Here is a 12,068-nt window from a genome sequence, read left to right as displayed (position 1 = left end):
TCACATTTCTCCAGGTCTCGCCGTTGGGCACGGCGACCGGGAGGGCTGTTCATGAATTTCGTGTTCTTCTCGCCGCATTTCCCGTCGAACGGTGCCGATTTCTGCGATCGGCTCAAAAAAGCCGGCGCCACCGTGCTCGGCATCGGGGACGCGCCCTATGAGGCGCTGGCGCCAAGGCTGAAGAATGCGCTCAGCGAATACTACCTCATCGCGGATATGGAGAATTACGACCTGATCTATCGGGCGATGGGCCATTTCATTCACAAATGGGGCCGCATCGATCGTTTCGAGTCGCTCAACGAGCATTGGCTGGATCTCGAGGCCGGCATCCGCACCGACTTCAACATCGATGGTATCAAGCTCGACTATGTGAAGAACATCAAACGCAAGAGCCGCATGCGGGCGTCGTTCCGCAAGGCCGGCGTCAACGTCATCGCCCAACGCAAGACCTCGGAACGCTCTGGCGCCTTGGAATTCATCCGCCGTGTCGGCTACCCGGTGGTGGTGAAGCCGGATTCCGGCGCAGGTGCTGCCCACACCTACAAGATCTCGAATGTCGGCGAACTCGACGAATTCTTCCGCATCAAGCCGGAAGGGATGAGCTTCGTCATGGAGGAATTCATCGACGGGCTGGTGGTCACCTATGACGGACTGGTCAACCGGGACGGCGAGATCGTGTTTGCCGCCAGCACCAAATACGACGACTCCATCATGGATGTCGTCAACAAGAACAAGCATATGAGCTACACCTGCCGGCCCGATATCCCGCCGGAAGTGGAGGAAGCGGGCCGCAAGATCGTCAAGGCATTCGCCCTCAAGGAGCGGTTTTTCCATATCGAGCTGTTCGAGACCCGCCAGGGCAAGATCATCGCGCTGGAAGTGAACATCCGCCCGCCGGGCGCGTGGATGCCGGACGCTATCAACTACAGCTTCGACATCGACATCTATGCCGAATGGGCCAACATGGTGGTCCAGAACACGGTTGGCGGGCCGTTCAAGGGCAAGTATTTCACCGTCTATGCCAGCCGCAAGGACCATCTCCGCTATCGCCACAGCCATGACGATGTGTTAGCCGCGCACGGCGACAAGGTCGTGCACCACCAGGCCATCGAACAGGTTTTCAGCCGCGCCATGGGCAACTACGCCTACCAGCTGCGGTCGCGAGACCGTCAGGCACTGCGCGAAGCGGTCGACTACATCCATGCCGAGGAGGCTTGAGCGATGGACATTTCCTATCACAAGCGCTGGAGCGGCAAGCTGGGCCGCGACATGGAATACAAACGCTACGGCTATGCCGGGCGCCCGGTCGTCGTTTTCCCGACGTCGCAGGGGCGCTTCTACCAGTTCGAGGATGCGGGCGGCGTCAATTCGCTAGCCGACTTCATCGACACTGGCCGCATCCAGATTTTCACTGTCGACGGCATCGACAGCGAGAGCTTCTTCGACAAGCACGGCGATCCGGCTCACCGCATCGGCCGGCACGAGGCCTATTTCCGCTATGTCCGCGACGAGGCATTGCCGGAATTTGCAGCCACGGCCGCGGAGGCCAATGGCGGCCGCGTGCTGAAGCCATTGTTTTCGGGCTGCTCGATGGGCGGCTATCACTCTTCGAACTTCGTCTTCCGCAATCCCGATCTTGCCGCCGGCGTCATCTCGCTTTCCGGCGTCTATTCGACCCGCGGTTTCCTGGGCAGCACGCTGGCGGGCGACATCTTCTACAACTCGCCGCTCGACTATCTACCAGGCATCACCGACGAGGCGCTGCTTGCGCGGCTGCGTTCGCTGCGGCTCATCTTCTGTAGCGGCCAGGGTGCCTGGGAAGAGCAGATGCTGGTCGAAACGCATGCGCTGGAACGCATCCTGCGCGAAAAGGCGATCCCCGCCTGGGTCGATTATTGGGGTGGTGACGTCGCCCACGACTGGCCGTGGTGGCACAAGCAGCTGCCTTATTTCTTCGGCCGCTGGCTGGATGAAGACCTGAAGCACAGGCTGGACTGAAAGCCGGCAAACAACGCGGTCTCACGCGGGCTATCCTCAGCGTGAAGGTGCCCGACTGGCTTGCGTGCGTATGCATGAAGCCGTCGCCGTGTCGTTGTTGTCTGCTCTTCCCGATTATCGTAACCAACTCGTGCGCCCAAGGCGCATAGGGTGGGGGAGAGGAGGAATAGGATGAACTTTTCAAAATTGTCACGACGCGCCGCTTTGGCGCTCGGCTTGTCGGCGCTGTCTTTGGCGGCTGTCGCTTCGCCGTCTTCGGCGCAGCAGTTCCCGAACCGGACGGTGACGCTGGTGGTGCCGTTCGCCGCCGGTGGCTCGACCGATCTGGTGGCGCGTATCGTCGCGCAGAAAATGTCGGATGATCTCGGCCAGCAGGTCATCGTGGAAAACGTCGCCGGCGCCGGCGGCAATATCGGTGCCGATCGCGTCGCGCGTTCCGACCCGGACGGCTACACCATCTTGATGGGCACCGTCGCCACCCATGCGCTCAACCCGCTGATCCTGAAGACCAGGCCCTACGATCCCGAAAAGGATTTTTCGCCGGTCTCGCTGTTGGTCGTCGTGCCGAACGTGCTGGTGGTCAATCCGGAGTTGCCGGTCAAGAACGTCCAGGAACTCGTCGCGCTTCTGAAGGCCGAACCCGAGAAGTACTCCTATGCCTCGTCCGGCATCGGCACGCCCCTGCATCTTTCCGGCGAGCTGTTCAAGATCATGGCTGGCGTGGATATGCAGCACATACCCTACAAGGGCGCCGGGCCGGCGTTGAACGACGTCGTCGCCAACCAGGTGCCGATCATGTTCGACAATTTGCCGTCCTCGTCCTCCCACATCAAGGGTGGCACGCTGAAGGCGCTGGGTGTGACGACGGCCAAGCGCGTCCCGTCCTTCCCCGATCTTCCGACCATCGCGGAATCCGGGGTGCCTGGCTACGAAACCTACACCTGGAATGCGCTGTTTGCGCCTCCCGGCACGCCGAAGGAGGTCATCGATCGCCTCAACGCCTCGGCGACCAAGGCGATGAAGGACCCGGCGGTGATTGCAAGGATGGGCGATTTCAGCGCCACCATCGTCGGCTCGACGCCGCAAGAACTCGGTGCCCACGTCAAGGCGGAACTCGCCAAATGGGAGCCGATCGTCAAGGAAGCCAAGATCCAGGTCGATTGACGATGGTCTGCCGGCGGGGGCTCCTTTGCTCCCGCCGCTTTTGGCCGAGATCAGGGCTGGTCGAGCCCATAACCTCCGGCCGGTTCGGTCTCGAACTGGAAGTCGAAACCGGCAATCATCGGACGGGCCTTGGCAATTGCAGCCTGAACGTCCGGCCGGTTGAGCGAAGCCTTGTGGCTCGCGGCATCGACCCAGACCTCGGTCACCCAGATCGCTGTGGTGTCGGCAGGGTCGCGGGCGACGATGTAGTTGAGACAGCCCGGCATGGAGTCGGTGGCTTCCAGCAGGAGCTGCAGCAGGTCTTCGCGCTTGCCGGGAGTTGCACGCATCTTTCCGATCAGGCCATACATCAGGGGCTCCCTTCAACCTCTGTCATTGGCGGCGATCATCGAACGAAGTCGGGGTCGATATCAAGGTCTTAGATAGACATAGCCGGCACCTTGCAGTTCGGCGAGCTTGACGACCCCGCCTTTGTCGGCGCTGACGAAGCCCGTGAACAGGTCCGGCAGTCCTATGTTCATGCCATGCATGGTATTGGCGCAGGCATGCGGCACCAGCCCCTGTTTGACCAATCCGGCAAAGCGGCCGGAGATCGCCGCCGAGGCGCTCGCGCTTCTGAAAGCCTCCAGCGCCGGGCCATGAACCACCAGGGCGATTTCGACGTTTCCGTCTGTACCCTCATAGTGGTTCTTGATGTTGCCCAGCACGAAGGCGACCTTGTCGACGTCGCTGAGATGATAGGCGACCTTTTGCCGGTTAGGCATTGCTGTGGCAGCGCCGGCCGGGCCTGACGCGAACGTGACGCCAATACCGGCGAGCAGTCCGCGAAACATATCCCTGCGAAGCATGAAGCCCTCCTGTCCGCGCCGCGTGATGCGCGTGGCCTTGTGTCGATTCCTAGCATAAAATCGATTGCGACAGGTCCTGGTGGGGGATGCGATGAAAGCGTCGAAGATTATCACGACCGCCAGTCTCGGCATTGCGTGTGCACTCGTCCTGACCGCGGCTGTAACCGCTGACGAACTGGCGCCGTTGAAGCAATTCAGCCCGGATGGCGGCAGCGCCTGTTTTGGCCGCGTCTACGATGCCGACCATCTGAAGACGCATCCGCGCCAGAAGGTGGCGCGCATTTTCTTCTATTACGGTCCCGATCCGGTCAGCCGGCCGAGCGAGGATCCGTCCGACGGCTTGGCCTCCGCCGGCTACAACGGCTTCATGACGACGACAGCGCGCGGTGCAAGGAAACCCGAATGGGTCGGCGGCTGGTGCCGCGCTTCAGAAGAAGAGGGCGGTGCAGGCAAGATCCGCTGCGGCATGGAATGCGATCGTACCATGGCCGAGCTGTCCCTCGACGCGGAGGGAAGACTGGTGGTCGGCGGTGTCGCGCGCGACATCTATCTGGGTGGCGGGTCCGAGGACGAACTCGGCAAGGCCGAATATGACCGGCAGGCGCTCGGCGTGGACGATGACGGTTTCCGGCTGGAGCGCAGGCCGGCGGCGGACTGCAAGGCGGAATTTGCCCGTATCGATCCCGTCGATCCGGCGCTCGGCGATCCGCTGCGCGTCAGGCTGAAGCCGGACCAGCCCTTTTGCTACGGCCGCGACTATTCGGCCGAGCATCTTGCCTCGCATCCGAACCAGCTAACGCAAACGATCCGGGTCTTTCGCAGCGGTGCCGAAATCGCTGCCTTCGCGGCCAAGGGCAAAGCCGCGAGCTGGCCGAACGGCGCCGATCTCGTGGTTGCCGTCACCACCCGCCAGAATGCGACAAGGAGCGTGCAGACCTATTCCTGCGAGGGCGAGGCGGATCAATGGCGTTGCGTGGCGACCGCGCCGACGGACAGCGGTCCGTCATGCGATCTGTCGCAGAAGGAAATCTATCTGCGCCGCGGCGCCAACGGCACGATGATGCTGGCCAATCCCAAGGCCAGCCTACCATTCGCCCCGCTATGCCAGGTGGATGCAGCAACCGAGACGAAATCCGACGACAGGGTTTTCCGCCTGCAGGCGATGCCGCAAGCCGCCTGCGCGCAATAGGCTCAGGCGAAGGGCACGGCGACCGTGCCCTTGGGCAGCTTCGCCTCGTCGTCGGGCTCCACGTGGATGGTGATGCGCACCGAGGGGATCTCGGCCTTCAGCGCGTCTTCTATGCGGTCGCAAATGGCGTGGCTTTCGGCGACCGTCATGTCAGCTTCCACGACCATATGGAACTCGATGAAGGTGGCGCGGCCGGCGATGCGGGTCTTGAGGTCGTGGACCTCCAGCGCACCCTTTGAGTTGGACGAGATGATGTCACGGATGCGCAGGTGTTCCTCATTGTCGACGGCGCGATCCATGAGGCCGCTCAGGGATTCCCCCATCACCCTCCAGCCCTGGTAGAGGATGTTCAGCGCAACGATCAGCGCAAGCAGCGGGTCGAGCACATGCCAGCCGGTGAAGATGGCGCCGATCAGGCCGATCAGGACGCCGGCGGAAGTCACCACGTCGGTCATCACGTGCCGGCCATCGGCGATCAGCGCCGGCGACTTCTCGGCGCGCCCGACGCGGATCAGGATGAAGGCCCAGACCGCGTTGACGATCGCAGCGCTGGTGTTGATGCCGAGACCCATCCAGGGCTGTTCCAGCGGTGTGGGATTGCGCAGCGAATCCCACACTTTGGCGATGATGAGCAGCGCCGCCACCACGATCAGCACGCCTTCAAGCACCGCTGAAAAATACTCGGCCTTGTGGTGGCCAAACGGATGGTCGCTGTCGGCCGGCATGTGGCTGATCTTGATCGCCCATAAAGCGGCGATCGCGGTCACCACATTGGCGATCGATTCCAGCGCGTCGGAATAGAGCGCCACCGAGCCAGTCATGCGCCAGGCGACGATCTTCAGTCCCGTCACTGCGAAGGCGACGATGATCGACCAGAAGGCGAGCGTGACCACTCTCTGCTTGGAGGCACTCTTGGCTGCGGCGGCTGTCATTTCAGGCTAGGCTGCCTTTTCCTTGGCTTTGCGCGGCATATGCGCCACGACATTTTCGATCATGCGCATGCCGGCATTGTGACCGAGGGTCATGATCGATTCGGGATGGAACTGCACGGCCGCGATCGGTTCCTTCTTGTGTTCGAAGGCCATGATGACGCCATCCTCGGTCTCGGCGGTAACGATAAAATCGTCGGGCAGGCGAACCGGATCGGCGAAGATCGAATGGTAGCGGCCAACCGTCACTTCCTTCGGCAGACCAGAGAAAATGACCCCCGGCTTTGAGACCCGGATGCGCGACGGCTTGCCGTGCATGGGAATGGCGAGCTGCCTCAGTTCGCCGCCATAGGCTTCGGCCAGCGCCTGCAGGCCGAGGCAGACGCCGAAGATCGGCAACTCGCGCTGCCTCGCTTTCTTGATGGTGGCGGCGCAGTCGAAATCCTTCGGCGTGCCGGGCCCGGGCGAAAGCACGACAAGGTCCGGCTTCAGGCGGTCGAAGATTTCGTCGGGAACCGGCGTGCGCACGGTCGAGACATTGGCGCCGGTCTGGCGGAAATAGTTCGCCAAAGTGTGGACGAAGCTGTCTTCGTGGTCGACCAAAAGAATGTTCACGCCCTCGCCGACGCGGGCCGTGGTGCGTTCGACGCCGGTCGAGTTTCCGGTCTTGGCGTCGCGAATGGCGGAAAGCATGGCGGAGGCCTTCAGTTCGGTTTCGGCTTCTTCTTCCTCGGGAATGCTGTCGAACAGCAGCGTCGCGCCGGCGCGCACTTCGGCGATGCCGTCCTTGATGCGAATGGTGCGCAGCGTCAGGCCTGTGTTCATGTCGCCGTTGAAATGCACCATGCCGATGGCGCCGCCATACCAGGCGCGCGGGCTTTTTTCGTTCTGTTCGATGAAGCGCATCGCCCACAGCTTCGGCGCTCCGGTCACCGTCACCGCCCAGGCGTGGGAGAGGAAAGCGTCGAAGGCGTCCATGCCTTCGCGCAGGCGGCCCTCGATGTGGTCGACCGTGTGGATGAGGCGCGAATACATCTCGATCTGGCGTCGGCCGATGACACGCACCGAACCCGGCTCGCAGACTCTGGACTTGTCGTTGCGGTCGACGTCCGAGCACATGGTGAGCTCGGACTCGTCCTTCTTGGAATTGAGCAGTTTAAGGATCTGCTCGCTATCGGAGATGGCATCGTCGCCGCGCTTGATGGTGCCGGAGATCGGGCAGGTCTCGACGCGGCGGCCGTTGACGCGCACGAACATCTCCGGCGAAGCGCCGATCAGATATTCGCCTTCGCCGAGATTGATGAAGAAGGAATAGGGCGAGGGGTTGATGGTCTTCAGCCGCCGCGCGATTTCGGAGGGCGCGGTCTCGCAGCGTTCGAAGAACATCTGGCCGGGTACCACTTCGAACAGGTCGCCGCGCTTGAAGCTGTCCATGGCGTTGCGCACCAGCTTGGCGTATTCGCCCGGCTCGTGATCGCCGCGCGGCGGAATGCGGTCCGCCGGCTTGAACGGCTCGACGACGCGGTCGCGCGGCAGGCCCTCGGTGGAGAAGCCGTCGGCGGCGAATTCATAGCGGTCGACCCAGGCCTTGGCCGAATAGTGATCGACGACCAGGATCTCGTCGGGCAGGAACAGGACAAGATCGCGCTGGCTTTCCTTGCGCTCCAGCTTGAGCTCGACCGGGTCGAACTGAAAGGCGAGGTCGTAGCCGAAGGCGCCGTAGAGGCCGAGATTGGCGTCTTCGGCGGTCTTGAACAGTGCGGTGAAGGCGCGCAGCACCGTGAAGACCGACGGAACCCGCGAGCGTTCCTCTTCGGTGAAGACGCGGCCGGGCTCGGCGATCTTCAGCGCCAGCCGCCGCTTCGTCGTCTGGGTGACGGCAACATCCTCAAGGTCGGAGAGATGGCGTGCGACGACCATCAGCATCATCTCGCCGCGTGCATTCAGCGCCTCGATGCGCATCGCGCGGCCGCGCGCCGAGATCATCAGCGGCGGGTCGATGATGGCGGTATCCCAGCGGGTATAGCGGCCGGGATATTCGTAATTGGAGGAAAACACCGCGCCCGGGCGCGAATTCAGCCCATCGATATAGGTTTCGATCGCGCCCGCATAAGGCACGTCATGGCGTTCCCGCGTAATCGCCACGCCACCCGCCGTAACGAACCGCTCCGCGCCGTTCTCCAGAATTTCCACCGTCATTGCCATCTCCCTGTTCCGCCGCGGCGAGGTCTGGAGGCATCTCTGGAAAACAAAAGGCCGCCGGACTTCTCCTGCGGCCATCTCGATTGTTCACGCGCACGCGCTTCGACAGGCCGCTGTTAGCTGGCCCACCACCAAATGCTCTTGATCGACTTCGTGCACATGGCAAATTCCATAGCCGCGAACGGTTTCCCGCGCAACCGGATTTCCACGCTTGACCCTCACGCCGCGTCAGAGCCTATCTCGGTCAGGTCACGAGGTGTGGTCGATGAATACCTACACGGTCAGCGAACTGGCGGAACTCGCCGGCATATCGGTGCGGACGTTGCATCATTACGACGAGATCGGGCTGTTGAGACCCGCGCGCGTCGGCGACAACCGTTACCGGTACTATGGCGAGGAGGAATTGCTGCGGCTGCAGCAGATCCTGATCCAGCGCGAGCTCGGCCTGTCGCTCGGCGAAATTGGCGCCGTGCTCGACGATCCGGGGTTCGACCGGCTTCAGTCGCTGGTCAAACAGCGCGAGAGGCTGGAAGCCGAGGCCAAACGCTACCGACGCATGCTGAAAACCATCGACCGCACCATCGCCAAACTGAAAGGAGAAAAGGCGATGAAGGATCAAGACCTCTATAGCGGCGTGGTGTCGCCGCAAAAACAGGCCGAATACGAAGCCTGGCTGATCGAGCGCCATGGCGAGAACGTTCGCGCCGAGATCGACGCGAACAAGATCAAGACGCAGTCGATGCCCTCGGATGAACTCGTTGGCCTGATGCAGGAACTGAAGCAGATCGAGGATGCCTTGGCCGAGGCCATGCGGGAAGGCGCGCCGCCACAAGCGCGCTCGCTCGATCCGCTGATCGTCCGGCACCGCGATTGGGTCGCCGCGACATGGAGCAAGCCCTGCGCTCCGGGCGCCTATGCGAACCTCGCCGATCTCTACGAATCGCATCCCGATTTCGTTGCGCGCTACGAGACCATCGCCAAGGGTTTCGGTGCCTGGCTGCCGGCCGCGATGCGGGCATGGGCAAGGCGGCAGGGGGAGGGCTGCTGACGATCCTGCGCCGACCTATGACGATCTTTCCGCCAGGTCGCGGCGGAGGAATTCGTCCAGGCGCTCGACGGCGGGCGTCGCCGACAAGGGATTGCGCATGATGCCGATTTCTAGATCGGGAAGCGGCGGCAATCCTTCGTTTTCGCCAATGATGCGCAGCGACGGCGGCACGCTGAGCTGCGCCAGTCCGGCAACCGCCAGCCCCGCCTGCACGACCGCGACGAGGCCGAGCAGGCTGGCGCTGGAATAGGTGCAGTGGAAGGCGCGGTCGGTCTTGGCCAGCACGTCCAGCATGTTCAGCCGCGCCGCGCAGCCCGGTTCGAACAACGCCACCGGCAACGGGTCCTTCTCCCAGGCGACATGATGGGGCGAGGCCACCCATACGCAACGCTCCAGCCGCAGCACCTCCAGCGGCTGGTCGGGCAGGCGGGTGATGATCGCAAGATCGAGCCGGCCTTCCGCCATCGTCTTCACCAGCGCGGTCGATTGCTCGCAGACGAGTTCGACCGTCACCAGCGGGTGTGCGGCCGAGAACCGCGACAGCACCGGCGGCAGCAGATAGGCCGCATAATCGTCCGGCACGCCGAGACGGACGCTGCCTGCCTCTTCCGGTCGCGTCACGCTCGCCCAGGCCTCGTCCGAGAGCTTGAGCAAACGGCGGGCATAGACCAGGAACTCCTCGCCGGCGGCGTTGGCCGTCACCGCCTTCGGCGTGCGTATCAACAGCTGCTTTCCGAGCGTCTGTTCGAGCCGCTGCATCTGCATGCTGACGGCAGACTGGCTACGCCCAACGCGCGGGGCGGCGCTGGAGAAGCTGCCGCTCTCGATGATGGCGACGAATGTCTTCAAAAGATCGAGGTCGAGAAGCGGTGTCATAGCGCTATCAGCATATCGAATAGCTAATACCAAATCTATTCGTTTGCGTGAAAGAGCGGAGACTGGCTTGCTGCTCGTCGGCATCCTCTGGAAGACGCTGCATGACCCAGGCATCGAGCCCTCGCTTTCCCGCGCTGAACCTGTCCGTTGCCATGATGATCGCTGGCACGGTCGGCGCCTTTGTCACCGAAGCCGGGCTCGACCCCATCACCACCGTGTTCTGGCGCTGCGCTTTCGGAACGGTCTTCCTCGGCGCCTGGTGCCTGTTGCGCGGCTACCTGCCCGATCCGGGTCTCTCGCCGGCGCGGCTCGCGCGGGCGGCGCTGTGCGGTGTCTGCATGGTGCTGAGCTGGACGGCATTCTTCGCCGGTTTCGCCAAGACCTCGATCGCCGTCATGACGATCATCTATCACATCCAGCCGTTCTTCGTGGTTCTGATCGGCGTGGTCTTTCTTAAGGAACGGGTGAGTGCCGACCAGGTCATCTGGATGGTCTCGGCATTTGTCGGCGTCGTGCTGGCCAGCGGCCTCGTCGCTTCCAACACGGTTGTGACCGCGACATGGGCGTTCGGCATCCTGATGGCGCTCGGCGGCGCGCTGCTCTATGCGATCGTCACTGTGCTGGCCAAAGGGCTCGGCCAACAACGTCCGGAAATCACCGTGCTCTGCCAGACCGTCGTCGGAACGATCATGCTGGCGCCGCTCGCCAATTTTTCCGAGCATATCCCGGCAGCGTCCTGGGGCTGGCTGGTCGGCATCGGCGTGCTCCACACCGGCATCGCCTATGTCATGATGTTCTCGGCCTATCCATGGTTGTCGACGCCGGTGATCGGCGTGCTCACCTTCATCTATCCCGTCATTGCCATCATCATCGACTGGGCGATCTACAATCACCCCATCGGCCTGCCGCAGGCAATCGGCATGGCGATGATCGCGGCCGCGACGCTGGGCGTTCGGCTGGGCTGGCGTTTCCCGGGCCGGCGCGCGTCGGCGCGGCTGGCCCCGCCAGCCGAGTAACGACGAATCCTGTCACACAGCCTTCAAGCCGCGAAACTACAGACGGGCTCCGACACCGGTCTTGCAGGAGCCACAGTGCCTTACCAACGAAACGATGCCTTTGCCGAAAACTTCACGGAGATCGGCAAGAGCGAGCCTCCCTATTATCTCAATCGGCGGTTCGACGCGGCCGGCAATTTCCTGCCACAGCCCGGCAACACCATCGTCAGCCACGTGCTCGATGGGTCGAAAACGCAGCAGGCGCTGGTGCGTGTGCGCGAAGCGATGATGGCGTTGCCGCATGGCGATCGCTTTGCCTATACGCCGGTTTCAAGCCTGCACATGACCGTTTTCCAGGGCACCATCGAAGGACGCCGGCAGCCTGTCTACTGGCCGCGAGACGTGGCTTGCGACGTGCCGATCGATGAGACCACGACGCTGTTTGTCGACCGGCTGGAAGGCTTTCCCTCGGCGCCAGAGCTGCGCATGCGGCCGGTCGAGATCACGCCGCTCGGCCTGGTCGCGACCGGCGCCACGCTGGCGGACGAAATGACCATCCGCGCCCTGCGCGACCGGCTGGTCGAACCTTTCGGTTACCGCCATCCCGACCATGACCGCTATACCTTCCACGTCACGCTCGCTTATCTGAAAGCGTGGCTGCCGGTCGGTGCCGAAACGGTCTATCTGCCGGCCCTTGCCGAGCTTGAGCGGAGCTTCCTGGCCGAGATCGACGTGCTCGAACTCGGCCCACCGGCCTTCTGTACTTTCAACGACATGACGGAGTTCAAGCCGGTGCACGACCTCGCTTGAGAACCCGAT

At 62.8% G+C, this 12,068-nt stretch carries 12 protein-coding genes; 7 read left to right on the top strand and 5 right to left on the bottom strand.

All coding sequences use genetic code 11. From position 1 onward, the window contains the following. Positions 1 to 51 precede the first annotated feature (51 nt). The 3 genes from QFZ88_RS07255 (at position 52) to QFZ88_RS07245 (ending at position 3,162) form a co-directional block, all read left to right on the top strand. Positions 52 to 1,218, top strand: coding sequence for an ATP-grasp domain-containing protein (locus QFZ88_RS07255; RefSeq protein WP_024925575.1), 1,167 nt, complete (start codon positions 52 to 54; stop codon positions 1,216 to 1,218). Between the two features lie 3 nt (positions 1,219 to 1,221). Further along, positions 1,222 to 1,998, top strand: coding sequence for an esterase family protein (locus tag QFZ88_RS07250; RefSeq protein ID WP_024925574.1), 777 nt, complete (start codon positions 1,222 to 1,224; stop codon positions 1,996 to 1,998). A 171-nt stretch (positions 1,999 to 2,169) separates the two neighbouring features. Continuing rightward, positions 2,170 to 3,162, top strand: coding sequence for a Bug family tripartite tricarboxylate transporter substrate binding protein (locus tag QFZ88_RS07245; protein WP_024925573.1), 993 nt, complete (start codon positions 2,170 to 2,172; stop codon positions 3,160 to 3,162). A gap of 50 nt (positions 3,163 to 3,212) precedes the next feature. On the opposite strand, the gene QFZ88_RS07240 is transcribed toward QFZ88_RS07245, so the two are convergent. Together QFZ88_RS07240 and QFZ88_RS07235 are read right to left on the bottom strand one after the other, a co-directional pair. Then, entirely contained in the window at positions 3,213 to 3,512 is a 300-nt protein-coding gene (locus tag QFZ88_RS07240; RefSeq protein ID WP_024925572.1) for a putative quinol monooxygenase, read from the bottom strand. Between the two features lie 60 nt (positions 3,513 to 3,572). Beyond that, positions 3,573 to 4,010 (bottom strand): DsrE family protein, encoded by a 438-nt coding sequence (locus tag QFZ88_RS07235; protein WP_024925571.1) that lies wholly within the window; start codon positions 4,008 to 4,010, stop codon positions 3,573 to 3,575. A gap of 91 nt (positions 4,011 to 4,101) precedes the next feature. Here QFZ88_RS07235 and QFZ88_RS07230 point away from each other — a divergent pair, with 91 nt between their 5' ends. Further along, positions 4,102 to 5,199, top strand: coding sequence for a hypothetical protein (locus QFZ88_RS07230; RefSeq protein ID WP_024925570.1), 1,098 nt, complete (start codon positions 4,102 to 4,104; stop codon positions 5,197 to 5,199). Between the two features lie 2 nt (positions 5,200 to 5,201). Here the strand turns inward: QFZ88_RS07230 and QFZ88_RS07225 are convergent, their stop codons facing one another. Then, positions 5,202 to 6,131: a cation diffusion facilitator family transporter gene (locus tag QFZ88_RS07225; protein WP_024925569.1), complete on the bottom strand. Its 930-nt coding sequence runs from the start codon at positions 6,129 to 6,131 to the stop codon at positions 5,202 to 5,204. A 6-nt stretch (positions 6,132 to 6,137) separates the two neighbouring features. Next, complete coding sequence (locus QFZ88_RS07220; protein ID WP_024925568.1) at positions 6,138 to 8,327, bottom strand: anthranilate synthase; 2,190 nt, start codon at positions 8,325 to 8,327, stop codon at positions 6,138 to 6,140. A 268-nt stretch (positions 8,328 to 8,595) separates the two neighbouring features. Between QFZ88_RS07220 and QFZ88_RS07215 the strand changes: the two genes are divergently transcribed. After that, complete coding sequence (locus QFZ88_RS07215) at positions 8,596 to 9,378, top strand: MerR family transcriptional regulator (protein ID WP_024925567.1); 783 nt, start codon at positions 8,596 to 8,598, stop codon at positions 9,376 to 9,378. A gap of 15 nt (positions 9,379 to 9,393) precedes the next feature. Here the strand turns inward: QFZ88_RS07215 and QFZ88_RS07210 are convergent, their stop codons facing one another. After that, on the bottom strand, positions 9,394 to 10,254 hold the full coding sequence (locus tag QFZ88_RS07210) for a LysR substrate-binding domain-containing protein (protein WP_024925566.1): 861 nt from the start codon (positions 10,252 to 10,254) through the stop codon (positions 9,394 to 9,396). Between the two features lie 101 nt (positions 10,255 to 10,355). On the opposite strand from QFZ88_RS07210, the gene QFZ88_RS07205 reads away from it, so the two are divergent. Further along, entirely contained in the window at positions 10,356 to 11,270 is a 915-nt protein-coding gene (locus tag QFZ88_RS07205) for a DMT family transporter (RefSeq protein ID WP_024925565.1), read from the top strand. A 75-nt stretch (positions 11,271 to 11,345) separates the two neighbouring features. Further along, positions 11,346 to 12,059, top strand: a complete 714-nt coding sequence (locus QFZ88_RS07200) for a DUF1868 domain-containing protein (protein ID WP_024925564.1) — start codon at positions 11,346 to 11,348, stop codon at positions 12,057 to 12,059. Positions 12,060 to 12,068 lie beyond the last annotated feature (9 nt).

Origin of the sequence: Mesorhizobium sp. YL-MeA3-2017 (genome assembly GCF_030814575.1) — a bacterium.
In the GTDB taxonomy this organism is placed as follows: Bacteria; Pseudomonadota; Alphaproteobacteria; order Rhizobiales; family Rhizobiaceae; genus Mesorhizobium; species Mesorhizobium terrae.
The sequence above is the reverse complement of the archived record's forward strand: the minus strand, read 5'-3'. Positions and strand labels throughout refer to the sequence as shown.

Coding starts and splice junctions, on each gene's coding strand:
- QFZ88_RS07255 (WP_024925575.1), top strand. CDS start 52: ATGAATTTCGTGTTCTTCTCGCCGCATTTCCCGTCGAACGGTGCCGAT.
- QFZ88_RS07250 (WP_024925574.1), top strand. CDS start 1,222: ATGGACATTTCCTATCACAAGCGCTGGAGCGGCAAGCTGGGCCGCGAC.
- QFZ88_RS07245 (WP_024925573.1), top strand. CDS start 2,170: ATGAACTTTTCAAAATTGTCACGACGCGCCGCTTTGGCGCTCGGCTTG.
- QFZ88_RS07240 (WP_024925572.1), bottom strand. CDS start 3,512: ATGTATGGCCTGATCGGAAAGATGCGTGCAACTCCCGGCAAGCGCGAA.
- QFZ88_RS07235 (WP_024925571.1), bottom strand. CDS start 4,010: ATGCTTCGCAGGGATATGTTTCGCGGACTGCTCGCCGGTATTGGCGTC.
- QFZ88_RS07230 (WP_024925570.1), top strand. CDS start 4,102: ATGAAAGCGTCGAAGATTATCACGACCGCCAGTCTCGGCATTGCGTGT.
- QFZ88_RS07225 (WP_024925569.1), bottom strand. CDS start 6,131: ATGACAGCCGCCGCAGCCAAGAGTGCCTCCAAGCAGAGAGTGGTCACG.
- QFZ88_RS07220 (WP_024925568.1), bottom strand. CDS start 8,327: ATGACGGTGGAAATTCTGGAGAACGGCGCGGAGCGGTTCGTTACGGCG.
- QFZ88_RS07215 (WP_024925567.1), top strand. CDS start 8,596: ATGAATACCTACACGGTCAGCGAACTGGCGGAACTCGCCGGCATATCG.
- QFZ88_RS07210 (WP_024925566.1), bottom strand. CDS start 10,254: ATGACACCGCTTCTCGACCTCGATCTTTTGAAGACATTCGTCGCCATC.
- QFZ88_RS07205 (WP_024925565.1), top strand. CDS start 10,356: ATGACCCAGGCATCGAGCCCTCGCTTTCCCGCGCTGAACCTGTCCGTT.